This window comes from Streptomyces ficellus, from assembly GCF_009739905.1.
Classification (GTDB): Bacteria; Actinomycetota; Actinomycetes; order Streptomycetales; family Streptomycetaceae; genus Streptomyces; species Streptomyces ficellus_A.
The window spans coordinates 1,407,364-1,419,988 of sequence record NZ_CP034279.1; the positions used below are offsets into that span (position 1 = coordinate 1,407,364).

12 protein-coding genes are annotated in these 12,625 nt (G+C 74.7%); 2 read left to right on the forward strand and 10 right to left on the reverse strand.

Annotated elements, in window-relative coordinates:
• The first annotated feature begins 107 nt into the window (after nt 1–107).
• Complete coding sequence (locus EIZ62_RS06185) at nt 108–758, forward strand: phosphoribosyltransferase (protein ID WP_156691709.1); 651 nt, start codon at nt 108–110, stop codon at nt 756–758.
• 55 nt (nt 759–813) lie between these two features.
• Here the strand turns inward: EIZ62_RS06185 and ctaD are convergent, their stop codons facing one another.
• Together ctaD and EIZ62_RS06195 are read right to left on the reverse strand one after the other, a co-directional pair.
• The gene (ctaD, locus tag EIZ62_RS06190) at nt 814–2,556 is read right to left on the reverse strand and encodes an aa3-type cytochrome oxidase subunit I (protein WP_156691710.1); all 1,743 of its coding nucleotides are present in this window, start codon (nt 2,554–2,556) and stop codon (nt 814–816) included.
• A gap of 170 nt (nt 2,557–2,726) precedes the next feature.
• Nucleotides 2,727–3,371 (reverse strand): NAD(P)-dependent oxidoreductase, encoded by a 645-nt coding sequence (locus EIZ62_RS06195; protein WP_156691711.1) that lies wholly within the window; start codon nt 3,369–3,371, stop codon nt 2,727–2,729.
• 130 nt (nt 3,372–3,501) lie between these two features.
• Here EIZ62_RS06195 and EIZ62_RS06200 point away from each other — a divergent pair, with 130 nt between their 5' ends.
• Nucleotides 3,502–4,440: a helix-turn-helix transcriptional regulator gene (locus tag EIZ62_RS06200; protein ID WP_156696239.1), complete on the forward strand. Its 939-nt coding sequence runs from the start codon at nt 3,502–3,504 to the stop codon at nt 4,438–4,440.
• Here the strand turns inward: EIZ62_RS06200 and EIZ62_RS06205 are convergent.
• The 8 genes from EIZ62_RS06205 to EIZ62_RS06235 all read right to left on the reverse strand — a co-directional run bounded on the left by EIZ62_RS06205 (nt 4,409) and on the right by EIZ62_RS06235 (nt 12,617).
• Nucleotides 4,409–5,344, reverse strand: coding sequence for a glutaminase (locus EIZ62_RS06205; RefSeq protein WP_156691712.1), 936 nt, complete (start codon nt 5,342–5,344; stop codon nt 4,409–4,411). The two genes, EIZ62_RS06200 and EIZ62_RS06205, sit on opposite strands and share 32 nt — an antisense overlap.
• Before the next feature lie 33 nt (nt 5,345–5,377).
• Nucleotides 5,378–7,516, reverse strand: a complete 2,139-nt coding sequence (locus EIZ62_RS06210) for a xanthine dehydrogenase family protein molybdopterin-binding subunit (protein ID WP_156691713.1) — start codon at nt 7,514–7,516, stop codon at nt 5,378–5,380.
• Nucleotides 7,517–7,558: 42 nt separating this feature from the next.
• Complete coding sequence (locus EIZ62_RS06215) at nt 7,559–8,548, reverse strand: FAD binding domain-containing protein (RefSeq protein WP_156691714.1); 990 nt, start codon at nt 8,546–8,548, stop codon at nt 7,559–7,561.
• The gene (locus tag EIZ62_RS06220) at nt 8,545–9,093 is read right to left on the reverse strand and encodes a (2Fe-2S)-binding protein (RefSeq protein WP_156691715.1); all 549 of its coding nucleotides are present in this window, start codon (nt 9,091–9,093) and stop codon (nt 8,545–8,547) included. The genes EIZ62_RS06215 and EIZ62_RS06220 overlap by 4 nt, the downstream gene beginning before the upstream one ends.
• A complete protein-coding gene (locus EIZ62_RS06225; protein WP_156691716.1) occupies nt 9,090–9,572 on the reverse strand; it encodes a DUF5709 domain-containing protein in 483 nt (160 codons plus the stop codon). Before EIZ62_RS06225 ends, EIZ62_RS06220 begins: the two co-directional genes overlap by 4 nt.
• A gap of 115 nt (nt 9,573–9,687) precedes the next feature.
• Entirely contained in the window at nt 9,688–9,855 is a 168-nt protein-coding gene (locus EIZ62_RS31900) for a hypothetical protein (RefSeq protein ID WP_167536346.1), read from the reverse strand.
• A gap of 273 nt (nt 9,856–10,128) precedes the next feature.
• Nucleotides 10,129–11,235: a glutamate--cysteine ligase gene (locus EIZ62_RS06230; protein ID WP_156691717.1), complete on the reverse strand. Its 1,107-nt coding sequence runs from the start codon at nt 11,233–11,235 to the stop codon at nt 10,129–10,131.
• 158 nt (nt 11,236–11,393) lie between these two features.
• Nucleotides 11,394–12,617 (reverse strand): GNAT family N-acetyltransferase, encoded by a 1,224-nt coding sequence (locus EIZ62_RS06235; RefSeq protein ID WP_156691718.1) that lies wholly within the window; start codon nt 12,615–12,617, stop codon nt 11,394–11,396.
• Nucleotides 12,618–12,625 lie beyond the last annotated feature (8 nt).

The following is a 12,625-nucleotide window of genomic DNA, read 5'->3' on the forward strand; positions in this document are numbered from 1 at the left end:
TCCCGCCCGGCCGGGCGGGAGACGTCGCGCGGGCGGGGTACTCGGCACCCGGTACCCGGTGCCGGCCCGGTGGACCGGGGCCCGGAGCAGGGAAGCGAGGCGGCACGATGCGTTTCCAGGACCGCAGGGAGGCCGGTCGCGCGCTGGCAGCCCGGCTCGTCGAGCGGCAGCGGCAGGGCCGGCTGGAGGACCCGGTCGTCCTGGCGCTGCCCCGTGGCGGCGTGCCGGTGGCCGACGAGATCGCGGGGGCGCTGGGCGCGCCCCTGGACGTCCTCGTCGTCCGCAAGATCGGCGCGCCGTACAACCCGGAGGTCGGCATCGGCGCGCTGGTCGGGGACCATCCCCCGGTCTTCGACGAGCGGGCGCTGGCGATCCTCGGGCTGACGCCCGAGCGGCTGCGCGCCGGGATCGACGCGGAGCGGGCGGAGCTGCGCCGCCGGGAGGAGCTGTACCGGGGCGGCCGCCCGGCCCCGGACGTGGCCGGGCGGACGGCCCTGGTCGTCGACGACGGGCTGGCCACCGGGGCGACCGCGCGTGCCGCGCTGCGGGCGGTGCGCACCGCCGCCCCGGCGCGCGTGCTGCTGGCCGTGCCGGTGTGTTCCGGTCAGGCGCTGACGGCGCTGCGCGGGGAGGCGGACGAGATCGTGCACCTGTACCAGCCACCGCACTTCGAGGCGGTGGGGCAGTGGTACGACGACTTCGCGCAGCTCACGGACGACGAGGTGGTCCGCACGCTGAGCGCCGCGCACGGCGGCTGACACCCCGGGCCGGGGCCCGGCGGCCGGGGGCCGCCCGTACCGTGTGACCGGCCCGTCAGGCGTGGCCCTCGCCCCGCTCGTCCCGGCCGCCGGGCGGGGACGCGACACCGCGGCCCGGTTCCACCACGTCCCGGCGGCCACCGGTCTGCGCCTTCTCCAGGCCGGTGATGTCCGGGTGGTGCAGGTCGAAGGCGGGCGACTCGGAGCGGATGCGGGGCAGGGTCGTGAAGTTGTGCCGGGGCGGCGGGCAGGAGGTCGCCCACTCCAGCGAGCGGCCGTGGCCCCAGGGGTCGTCGACCTCGACGCGCTTGCCGTCCTTGGCGGTCTTCCACACGTTGTAGAGGAACGGCAGCGTCGACAGGCCGAGCAGGAAGGACCCCAGCGACGACAGGGTGTTGAGGGCGGTGAACCCGTCGGCGCTGAGGTAGTCGGCGTACCGGCGGGGCATGCCCTCCGCGCCCAGCCAGTGCTGGACGAGGAACGTGAGGTGGAAGCCGGCGAACAGGGTCCAGAAGTGGATCTTCCCGAGGCGTTCGTCGAGCATGGTGCCGGTCATCTTGGGCCACCAGAAGTGGAATCCGGCGAACATGGCGAACACGATGGTGCCGAAGAGCACGTAGTGGAAGTGGGCGACCACGAAGTACGAGTCGGTGACGTGGAAGTCCATCGGCGGCGAGGCGAGGACGACACCGGTCAGGCCGCCGAAGAGGAAGGTGACGAGGAAACCGATGGCCCACAGCATCGGGGTCTCGAAGGTGAGGGACCCCTTCCACAGGGTGCCCGCCCAGTTGAAGAACTTCACCCCGGTCGGCACGGCGATGAGGAAGCTCATGAAGGAGAAGAACGGCAGGAGGACCGCACCGGTGGCGAACATGTGGTGCGCCCACACCACCACCGACAGACCGGTGATGGCGATGGTGGCGCCGATCAGCCCGATGTAGCCGAAGAGCGGTTTGCGGGAGAACACGGGGAGGATCTCCGTCACCACCCCGAAGAACGGCAGCGCCAGGATGTACACCTCGGGGTGGCCGAAGAACCAGAACAGGTGCTGCCACAGCAGCGCCCCGCCGTTCGCGGCGTCGAAGACGTGGGAGCCGAAGCGCCGGTCGGCCTCCAGGCACAGCAGCGCGGCGGCCAGCACCGGGAAGGCGAGCAGCACCAGCACCGAGGTGAGCAGCACGTTCCAGGTGAAGATGGGCATGCGGAACATCGTCATACCGGGTGCGCGCATCCCGACGATGGTGGTGATGAAGTTGACCGCCCCGAGGATCGTGCCGAAGCCGGAGAGCGCCAGGCCCATGATCCACAGGTCGGCGCCGAGGCTCGGGGAGCGTTCCTGGTTGTTGAGCGGCGCGTAGGCCGTCCAGCCGAAGTCGGCGCTCCCGTTGGGCGTGAGGAGGCTGCCGACGACGACGAGGCCGCCGAAGAGGAACAGCCAGTACGAGAGCATGTTGAGCCGGGGGAACGCGACGTCCGGCGAGCCGATCTGGAGCGGCATGACCGCGTTGGCGAATCCGGCGAAGGTGGGCGTGGCGAACAGCAGCAGCATCACCGTGCCGTGCAGGGTGAACGCCTGGTTGTACTGCTCGGCGGAGATCAACTGCATGCCGGGGCGCGCCAGTTCGATGCGCATCAGCATGGCGAGGGCGCCGGCGAAGAGGAAGAAGGCGAACGACGTGATCAGGTACAGGTGCCCGATCTTCTTGTGATCCGTCGTGGTGAGCCACTCCACCACGACCCGCCCCGGGCCGCGTTTCGCCACCGGTACCGGGGCGACCGGCTCCGTCGTCGTCACCATACGCATCCTCGTCGTCGCACACGCGGGCAGGAGGCGCGGCAAGCCCCCTCACCGCGCCTCGAAACGCTACGCAATGCGACGGTGACCCGTCCCGCTTTGCGCCCGTACAGCGCTGGGCACGTCACTCGTATGGGCAGGGGAAGCGGCGGGGTACGGGGCGCCGCCGGGGGTCAGTAGGCGACGGACGTCCGGCGCCGGAGGTGGTCGCCCCCTTCGAGGTGGTCGACGAAGGCGACGGCGTAGTCCTCCGCGCTGATGGTGCTGTTGCCGTCGGCGTCGGTCAGCAGGGTGTCGCCGCCGAGGCGGTACGTCCCGGTCCGGGCTCCCGGGGCGATCACCGCGGCCGGGGAGACGTAGGACCAGTCCAGGTCGGTGACCGTCCGCAGCGCGGCGAGCAGGTCGGCGTGGGCCAGGGCCTCGCCCCGGTACTCGGCCGGGAAGCCGGGCGTGTCCATCAGAGCGGTGCCCCGCTCCCCCACGGTCAGCGAGCCGGCGCCGCCGACGACGGCCACCCTGCGCACCCCGCCCGCCCGCACCCCGTCCAGGAACGCGTCGTACACGGCGGTGAAGGGCGCCCGGGGGTCGGTGCCGTCGCGCGGCGGTACGAGCGCGGAGGCCACCACGTCCGCACCGGCGACCGCGCCGGCGACCTGCTCGGGAGCGCCCGCGTCCGCCGCGAGGGCGGTCACCCCGGGCCCGTCCACCGGCAGCACGCCGGAGCGGGACACGGCCACGACGTCATGGCCGCGGCGCGCCGCTTCGGCGGCGATGCGCCGGCCGACCATACCCGTGGCACCGAAAAGCGTGATCTTCATGGGGGATTCCTGTTCCTCTGCCGGGGAGGTCGTGATGCACTCTCCCGGACACCCGATGCCGGCGTTCTCACCGGCCACCTCCAACGTAGGAGGCCGTAGGGACCGCCCGGGGATACGCTGGCGACCGATGATGGTCAAAACGCGACAGGCCGCGCGGGAGGCCGGCGAGCGCATCCGGCACGTCCCCTTCGCCGCCCCGGCGGGTGTCCCGTCGGGGGTGGAGGTGATGCCGCTCGCCCGGCTCGGTGCGCGGCTGCCGCGACACAGCCTGCTCACCCCGCAGCGACCCGCCTTCCACCACCTGCTGGGGCCCACCGCCGGCACCCTGCGGCACGCGGTCGACTTCACCGACCACACCGTCGCCCCCGGCTCCTGGCTGTGGGTCCGGCCGGGCCAGGTGCAGCAGTGGTACGACCTGGGGGCGGCCGAAGGGGTCGCGGTGCTGTTCGAGACGGACTTCCTGGACTCCGCCACCGCCGCGGCCGCCCGCCTGGACGATCCCTGGGCCGCGCCGGTCCACACCCCCGATCCCCAGGACGCGGCGGCGCTCCGTACGGCCGCCGACCACCTCGCGTACGAGTTCGGCGCCCTCGGCCGCATGCCCCTGGAGGTGCACACGGCCGCCCTGCGCCACCTGCTCGCCGTGCTGGTCCTGCGCCTCGCCCACCTCGCCCGCCCCGGCCCGGGACCCGAGCCGGACGAGGTCCACCTGCGGTTCCGTGAGGCCGTCGAGCGCCACTTCTCCCGCACCCGGCGCGTGGAGGACTACGCCCGGGCGCTGGGCTACTCGTCCCGTACCCTCACCCGCGCCACCACGGCCGCCGAAGGGGGCGGCGCGAAGGAACTCATCGACCGCCGGGTGGTCCTGGAGGCCAAGCGCCTGCTCGCCCACAGCGACCTGCCCGCCGCCCGCGTCGCCCGCGAGCTCGGCTTCTCCAGCCCCACCAACTTCAGCAAGTACTTCCACCACCGCACCGGCCACACCCCGCTCGCCTTCCGCACCGCGGTGCGGGGCCGCGGCGACGCCGCCCGGCCGGTCAGAACACGGACAGCCCCGTCAGCGTCGTGAAGCGGTCCAGTGCCGCGACGCCCGCGACCGAGTTGCCGCGGTGGTCCAGGCCCGGGCTCCAGACGCACAGGGTGCAGCGGCCGGGTACGACGGCGATGATGCCGCCGCCGACGCCGCTCTTGCCGGGCAGGCCGACGCGGTGGGCGAAGTCGCCGGCGGCGTCGTACGTCCCGCAGGTCAGCATCACCGCGTTGATCTGCTTGGCCTGGCTGCGGGTGAGCAGCGTGGAGCCGTCGGCCCGTATGCCGTGCCGGGCGAGGAAGCCGGCGGCCAGGGCCAGGTCGGCGCAGGACGCCTCCACCGAGCACTGGCGGAAGTACTGGCCGAGCAGGTCCGGCACCGGGTTGGTGATGTTGCCGTACGAGGCCATGAAGTGGGCGAGGGCGGCGTTGCGGTCGCCGTGGGCGGTCTCGGAGGCGGCGACCCGCCCGTCGAAGCCGAGGGCCGCGTTGCCGCTCTCGGCGCGCAGGAAGTCCAGCAGGCTGCCGGAGGCGTCGCCGGTCAGGGACTGGAGGCGGTCGGTGACGACGAGGGCGCCCGCGTTGATGAACGGGTTGCGCGGGATGCCGTTCTCGTACTCCAGCTGCACCAGCGAGTTGAACGGGTTGCCGGACGGTTCGCGCCCGACGCCCTCCCACAGGGCCTCGCCCTCCATGGCGAGCACCAGAGCGAGGGTGAAGACCTTGGTGATGGACTGCGCCGAGAAGGGCTGCCGCCAGTCCCCCACCCCGTACACGGTGCCGTCGAGTTCCGCGACGGCCATCCCGAAGCGCCCGGGGTCGGCCTCGGCGAGCAGCGGGATGTAGTCGGCGGGGCGGCCCCGGCCGGGGGTGGCGGCGATGTCGGCGGCGATGCGGTCGAGCACGGGCCGGAAGTCCGCGCCGGGCGGGGAGGAAGGTGGCACGGTCCCCCACCCTACGGGTGCTCCCCGTCCGGGTCACGACAGGGCGGTCAGCACCCGGTCGGGGGTGAGCGGCAGCTCGCGGAAGCGGACGCCCGTGGCGTGGTGGACGGCGTTGCCGATGGCGGCGGGGGTGCCGACGATGCCGATCTCGCCGATGCCCTTGCTGCCCATCGGGTTGAGGTGGGGGTCGTCCTCGTCGACCCAGTGCGCGTCGACGTCCGGGACGTCGGCGTGGCTCGGTACGTGGTAGGAGGCGAGGTCCCGTTCGGCGAAGTCGCCGAAGGCGGGGTCCATGGTGCTGTGCTCGGTGAGCGCCATGCCGAGCCCCATGATCATGCCGCCGACGAACTGGGAGCGGGCCGTGCGCGGGTTGAGGATCCGCCCGGCGGCGTACACGCCGAGCAGCCGCCGCACCCGCACCTCGCCGGTGACGGTGTCGACCTGCACCTCGGCGAAGTGGGCGCCGAAGGCGTGCCGGGCGAACGGCGGGGTGCGGCGCGCGTCCTCGGTGGTGTCGGCGGTGGCGGACAGGCCTTCGACGGGCAGCGGACCGGTGTGCCGGGCCAGGCGTTCCGCGAGGCGGGTGCACGCCTGGTGGACCGACCAGCCCCAGGACGCGGTGCCGGACGACCCGCCGGCGAGCGGGGCGCGCGGCAGGCGGGTGCTGCCGATGCCGATCGTCACCGAGCCGAGGGCGACGCCCAGCGCGTCGGCGGCGATCTGGGCGAGGACCGTGCGGGCGCCGGTGCCGATGTCGGTGGCGTCGACGCGGACGTCGTACCCGCCGTCGTGGCGGGCGGTGACGGTGGCCGTGGACGGCGAGACCAGCACCGGGTAGGTCGCCGCGGCGACCCCGGTTCCGGTGAGCAGGTCGCCCTCGCGGCGCACCCCGGGGCGGGGGTCGCGGTCGGCCCAGCCGAAGCGGCGGGCGCCCTCGCGCAGGCAGGCGACGAGGTTGCGGCTGCTGAAGGGCAGGCCGCTGTCGGGTTCGGTGGCGGGCTCGTTCAGCACGCGCAGCTCGACGGGGTCCATCCCGAGGGCGTCGGCGAGTTCGTCCATGGCCGACTCCAGCGCGTACATCCCGGACGCCTCGCCGGGCGCGCGCATCCAGGACGGGCTGGGGACGTCGAGGGGCACGACGCGGTGGTCGGTGAGGCTGTGCGGCGAGGCGTACATGACGCGGCCGGGGACGCCGGCCTGCTCGACGAACTCCTTGACGCGGGAGGTCTGGGTGGTGACCTCGTGGGCCAGGCCGACGAGGGTGCCGTCCCGTTCGGCGGCCAGCCGGACGCGCTGGATCGTCGGCGCGCGGTGCCCCACCACGGCCGCGAGGTGCCCTCGGGGCAGCGCGAGCTTCACGGGCCGGCCGGTGTGGCGGGCGGCCATCGCGGCGAGCACCGCGTGCGGCCGCGGGGTGCCCTTGGAGCCGAACCCGCCGCCCACGTGCTCGGAGACGACGGTGACCCGGTCCTCGGGGAGGCCGAAGAGGGTAGCGAGGGCCTTGCGCACCGGGTGGGCGCCCTGGCTGGAGTCGTACACCGTCAGGTGCGTCCCGTCGCCGTCGCCGTCCCAGCGGGCGAACGCGGCGTGCGGCTCCATCGGGTGGTTGTGCAGCGGCGGCAGGCGGTAGGTGACGTCCACCCGGACCGGCGCGGCGGCGAGGGCCGTCTCGGCGTCACCGCGTTCACGGTGGGCCGCCTGGCCGCCGTTGGCCAGGTCGGGGCGGTACGCGTCGGGGTGGTCCTCGGTGAGGGTGACGTCGTGCGGTTCGGTGTCGTACGTGACGCGGACGGCCGACGCCGCGGCCCGGGCGTCCTCCAGGGTGTCGGCCACGGCGAGGGCGACGTACCAGCCGCGGTGCGGCACGGCGGTGTCCTGGAGGACCTTCAGCGTCGGGTCGTCGGGCTCGCCGAGCCGGGGCGCCGTCTCGGGCGTGAGGACGGCGAGGGTGCCGGGCAGGGCGAGCGCGGCGGCCGTGTCGACGGCGGTGACCCGGCCGCGGGCCACGGTGGCGGGGACGGGCCACGCGTAGGCGCAGTCGGGCGGCGTGTGGGCGTGCTCGGTGGCGTAGCGGGCGGCGCCGGTGACCTTGTCGCGCCCCTCGATGCGCTCGGCGGCCGTGCCGAGGGCGGGGGCGGGCGCGGCGGGCACCCGGGGGCGGGTGGAGTGCATACCGGTCCTCCGGTTCAGGGGCGGGCGGCCAGGTCGTTCAGGTCAAGGGCGGGCGGCCAGCTCGGACAGGACGCGACAGGCCAGGTTGCGGGCGAGCGGCACCTTGAAGGCGTTGTCCCGCAGCGGCTGCGCCGCGCCCAGCTCGGCGTCCACCGCGTGGGCGATCGCCCGCTCGGTGGGCGCGGTCCCCAACAGCGCCGCCTCGGCGAGCGCGGCCCGCCACGGGCGGTGGGCCAGCCCGCCGAACGCGAGGCCCACCCGGCGTACGGTCCCGTCGTCCGCGACGTCGAGGACGGCGGCGACGGACGCGAGCGCGAAGGCGTACGAGGCGCGGTCGCGGGCCTTGCGGTACGCGGACGGGAGCCCGGCCGTGGCGTGCGGCACGACGACCGCGGTGATCAGCTCGCCGGGGCGGATGACGGTGTCCCGCTCCGGGTGGTCGCCGGGCAGCCGGTGGAAGCCGGTGACGGGAACGGTGCGGGCTCCGTCGGGGCCGTGCAGTTCGACGGTGGCGTCTAGGGCGGCGAGGGCGACGGCCATGTCGGAGGGGTGGGTGGCGATGCAGTGCCGGGAGTGGCCGAGGACGGCGTGGTCGCGGTGGACGCCGTCCCGGGCGCCGCACCCGCTGCCGGGCTCCCGCTTGTTGCAGGGCTTGGCGGTGTCCTGGAAGTAGGGGCAGCGAGTCCGCTGGAGCAGGTTCCCGCCGGTGGTGGCGATGTTCCGCAGCTGCCCGGACGCCCCGGCGAGCAGCGCCTGCGACAGGACCGGGTGGCGGTCGTGCACCAGCGGGTGGGCGGCGAGGTCGCTGTTGCGTACGGTGGCGCCGACGCGCAGGGACCCGTCCGGCAGCTCCTCGACCGTGTCGAGCGGCAGCCGGCTGACGTCGACGAGCGTGTCGGGGGTCTCGACGCCGTGCTTCATCAGGTCGACGAGGTTGGTCCCGCCGGCGAGGTAGCGGGCGCCGGGGCGGGCCGCGTGCGCCGCGGCCGCCTCCTCGACGCTCCGGGCGCGCACATAGGCGTAGGGCTTCACCGGGTCACGTCCTCTACGGCGGCGACGATGTGGGGGTAGGCGCCGCAGCGGCACAGGTTGCCGCTCATCCGCTCCCGGATCTCGGCGGGCGTCAGCTCCACCGGGCCCTGGCCGGACGGCCGCGCGGGGTCGGTCACCCGGGAGGGGTGCCCGGCGGCCGCCTCCGCGAACACGCCGACGGCCGAGCAGAGCTGCCCGGGTGTGCAGTACCCGCACTGGAAGGCGTCCCGGTCGAGGAACGCCTGTTGCAACGGGTGCAGCTCGCCGCCCGCGGCCAGGCCCTCCACGGTGATGACCTCGGCCCCGTCCTGGGCGACCGCGAGGAGCAGGCAGCTGTTGGCCCGCCGCCCGTCGACCAGCACCGTGCACGCCCCGCACTGCCCGTGGTCGCAGCCCTTCTTGGCGCCGGTCAGCCCCAGCCGCTCACGCAGCACGTCGAGCAGGGTGGCCCGGTGGTCCACGGTGAGGTCGGTGGCGTCCCCGTTCACCTGGAGGGTGATCCGCGACCGGGTGGAGCCGGTGGCGGGGTCGTCGGGCGCGGTCATCGAGGCGTCTCGTCGGCCTCGTCGGGGACGGTGTGCATGGCGGCCTCCTCGGCGGACGCCGCGGCTCCGGCGATACCGACGTCCCGCGCGACGACGTCCTTCTCCTCGTCCGCGCGCACGCCCTCGTCCGGCGCGACGAGCCGGCCGGACCGGTCCCGGCCCACCTGGTCGTCGATCGGTTCGCCCTCGCCGCCCGGGAGGTCACCGATGCCGTTGGAGTCGTCGGGCTCCCCCAGCGCCGGGTCCGGCACCTCTTCCGCGAGCCGCTGGTCGAGCGTCTCGCCCTCGTGCTGCTCGCGGGCGGTGGTGCCCACGTGGTTGACGGCGAGCGGCCGCTCGGGCGGGGACCAGCCCTCGTCGTACGGGTCCGCCTCCCGGTCCGACAGGGTGTCCTCGGGGTCGAGGATGCCGTCGTCCTCCCGGCCCTCGGCGTCGTCCGGCTGGTAGACGTCGTCGCCCATCGCGCTTTCGGTTCCCATGGCATCGCTCCCGTGTGCTGCGCCTGCTCTCGTATGCCTGATCGCGTATCCAGCCTGGATCAGGTCACACATCCCGGCATTCCGGGCGGCGCACCCCGGTGCGGCGCGGGGGCCGCTACTCGGACTGCTCCTGCCCGAAGGACGCGAGGTCCCAGCTCAGCAGCCGGTCCGCCTCCCGGCTGGTGCGTTCGGCGAGCGCTCTCGCCTCGCCGAGCACGTCTCCGTGCTCGGCGACGAGCTCGTCGTAGATCGGCGACCCGGGGGCGGTGTGGCGCGGAAACACGGCTGGTCACTCCTTCGGGCCCGGCGGCTCCCGGGCAGGTCGAACACGCCGGGCCGACCCCGGCGCCCGGCACCTGCCCGAGGCACCACGGATCATGCGCCGGATCTGTTGTGACGTACACGGCGCCGGCCGAGCGGCCGTGGGGGCGCCCGCCGGGTACGCCCGGGGGCGGGAGCACGCACGGCCGGCCCGGCCGGTACGCCCCGTGCGGTGGACCGACCGGGGGCGTGGGGCACGCCCCGAGAGGTGACCCGTCCCCGGGGAGCCCCGCCCTCAGCCGGTTACCGCCCCCTCCAGCGTGCGGCGCACGCAGGCGGCGACGACCTCGCGGAGGCTGCCGGTGCGGCGGAGCAGGCGGCGCTGGACGTGGGCGCCGGTGCCGTGGGTGAGGAGGTCGGCGATGCCCTGGCGGGCGTGGGCGAGGTCGCCGTTCTCGTCGAGGGCCTTCTCGATGTGGCCGAGGAGGGCGTACACGACGCGGTCGGCGGGGGCGGGGCGCATGGTGAGCGGATGGATCAGCTCGTCGTCCAGGCCGGAGCGGGCGGCTCGCCACGCCGCGGCGCGCAGCAGGCCGATGCCGTGGCGGGCGGGGGGTTCGCCGTCGCGCCACTGCCGGGCGGCGGTGTCCACCAGGCCGCGGCTGAGGGTGGCGAGGAGGACGGTGGTGGAGGCGTCGAGGCAGACGTCGGCGGCGCGGACCTCGACGGTCGGGTAGTTCCGGGAGAGGCGGGCGTCGTAGTAGATCATCCCTTCGTCGTGGAGGACGCCGGTGGACAGCAGTTCGCGCACCTGCTGGTGGTACCGGTGGGCCGAGCCGAAGGTGTCGGCGGGGCCCGAGGACGGCCAGCGCCCCCACACCCGGCTGCGGTAGCTGCTGTAGCCGCTGTCGTGGCCCTGCCAGAACGGGGAGTTGGCGCTCAGCGCGAGCAGGACGGACAGCCAGGGCCGAATCCGGTCCAGGACGGCGACGCCCTCCTCGTCGGACTCGACCGACACATGGACGTGGCAGCCGCTGGTGAGCTGTTCCAGGGCGGTCAGGCCGAACTGCTCCCGGATCCAGCGGTAGCGCCTGCCTTCGGTGAGGGCCGGCCCGGCGGGCAGCGGCGAGGTGGCGAGGGCCGCCACGGCGGCGCCGGCGCCGGCCGCGTGCCGGGCGGCCTCGGCACGGCAGCGTTCTATCTCCGCGGCCAGCTCCTTCATACCGGTCTGCGGGTGCGTGGCGAACTCCAGCTGCTGTTCCTGGAGTTCCTTGGTGAAGGCGTGGGGCCGGCCGGCGTTCTCCTTGGCGGCGACGGCCAGCACGGCGGCGGACAGGGCGCGCGGCTCGCCGCTCCGCGGGTCCACCAGGAGCAGTTCCTCTTCCACTCCGACAGTGCGCAACGGAAACCACCTTTCCGATCGCATCCAGCGGGGACTGCGCGGGGACGCACCATCATCCCGGCTGGGCGGGCTCCGCGCACCGGTCCGCCCGGCCCGCGGCGGGGATGTGGCGGGTTCCCGACGCCTCCGGCCAAAAGCCGCTCCGCGCGCCGACCGGGTCAGAACTCGTCCCCCGTGTTGGGCAGCAGGTCGGTGCGCAGCGCCGCGTCCAGGCGGGCGGCGGCGCCCTCGGTGTGCTCCCGTACGAGACCCGCCCGCACCAGGTGCCGCACCTCCGTGCCGCCCAGGTAGCAGGCGGCCAGCTCCCGGACGTCCAGGGTGAGGTCGGGGGCGTCGCCAGTGGGCTCGTACGTGCGCGAGTCCGGGCCCGCGGTGAGGCGGAACCGGCCGGTGTTGGCCGGCAGGTGCGCGTCGTGGACGTCCAGGACGAGGTCGACGGGGGCGGCCCAGGTCCGCCCGGTGAGCGCGGCCCGGACGTCGACCAGCCGCACCCACAGGCCGGGGTGCACACCCGTGACCCGCACCTGGTCGCGGTCGGCGGCGAACAGCAGCAGCGGGTCGTCCAGGGGGCGGCCCCAGGCGCGGACCGTGCCGGTGAGGTCGATGGACGTCACGTACCGCCACAGGGCGGCGGCCGCGGCGGCGTCGTCCGCCTCCAGCTCGTCGACCCGGACGACGCCGGGCGTACCGGTGTCGTCGTTGCCCGCCTTGGTGCGGTAGACGGCGTACCCGGCGAGGGGGTCGCCCTCGGCGCCGAGGGCGACGATCCGGGGCGGCGACAGCTCGTCGTCCTCCTCCGCCTCCTCGGTCAGCCATTCGCCGGTCCAGCGCTCCGCGTCGCGGGCGATGCGGCCCGCGCGGGCGGCCCGGGTGGCGTCGAGGTACGGCCCGGCGACGGCGGGTGCGTCCGCCGGGTCGATCAGCCTCAGCGGGCGTTCGTCGGGGGCGATGCGCAGGCCGAGCGGGCGCCGGGAGTCGATCTCGACGCTGAGCCCGTACATGGCCGGGCTGAAGCCGAAGCGGCCGTAGATGGCGTCCTCGGACGCCCAGAGCGCGGCGAGCGGCCGGCCCTGCCGGGCGCCGCGCCGGAACAGTTCGGCGATCATCGCCGAGAGCACGCCGCGCCGCCGGTGGGTGGGCGCCACGGAGACGAAGGTCAGCCCGGGGCAGGGCAGGTCACCACCGGGGACGGAGAGGGTGAAGCGGTGTGCGGCGACGAACCCGACCAGGGTGTCGCCGTCGTAGGCGCCGACGCGCTCGCAGGCCAGCACCAGCTCCCGGTGGTGCTTGCGCTTCTCCTCGTCGGGGTTGTCGTGGAAGACCAGGTACACGAGCTCCATGGCCCGGTCCACATGGGCCTCGGGCACATCTCGGATGTCCATGGTCCGGA

Excerpts from the sequence above, each read along its gene's own strand:
- EIZ62_RS06185 (WP_156691709.1), top strand. The coding sequence starts at position 108 with ATGCGTTTCCAGGACCGCAGGGAGGCCGGTCGCGCGCTGGCAGCCCGG.
- ctaD (WP_156691710.1), bottom strand. The coding sequence starts at position 2,556 with ATGGTGACGACGACGGAGCCGGTCGCCCCGGTACCGGTGGCGAAACGC.
- EIZ62_RS06195 (WP_156691711.1), bottom strand. The coding sequence starts at position 3,371 with ATGAAGATCACGCTTTTCGGTGCCACGGGTATGGTCGGCCGGCGCATC.
- EIZ62_RS06200 (WP_156696239.1), top strand. The coding sequence starts at position 3,502 with ATGGTCAAAACGCGACAGGCCGCGCGGGAGGCCGGCGAGCGCATCCGG.
- EIZ62_RS06210 (WP_156691713.1), bottom strand. The coding sequence starts at position 7,516 with ATGCACTCCACCCGCCCCCGGGTGCCCGCCGCGCCCGCCCCCGCCCTC.
- EIZ62_RS06220 (WP_156691715.1), bottom strand. The coding sequence starts at position 9,093 with ATGACCGCGCCCGACGACCCCGCCACCGGCTCCACCCGGTCGCGGATC.
- EIZ62_RS06225 (WP_156691716.1), bottom strand. The coding sequence starts at position 9,572 with ATGGGAACCGAAAGCGCGATGGGCGACGACGTCTACCAGCCGGACGAC.
- EIZ62_RS06235 (WP_156691718.1), bottom strand. The coding sequence starts at position 12,617 with ATGGACATCCGAGATGTGCCCGAGGCCCATGTGGACCGGGCCATGGAG.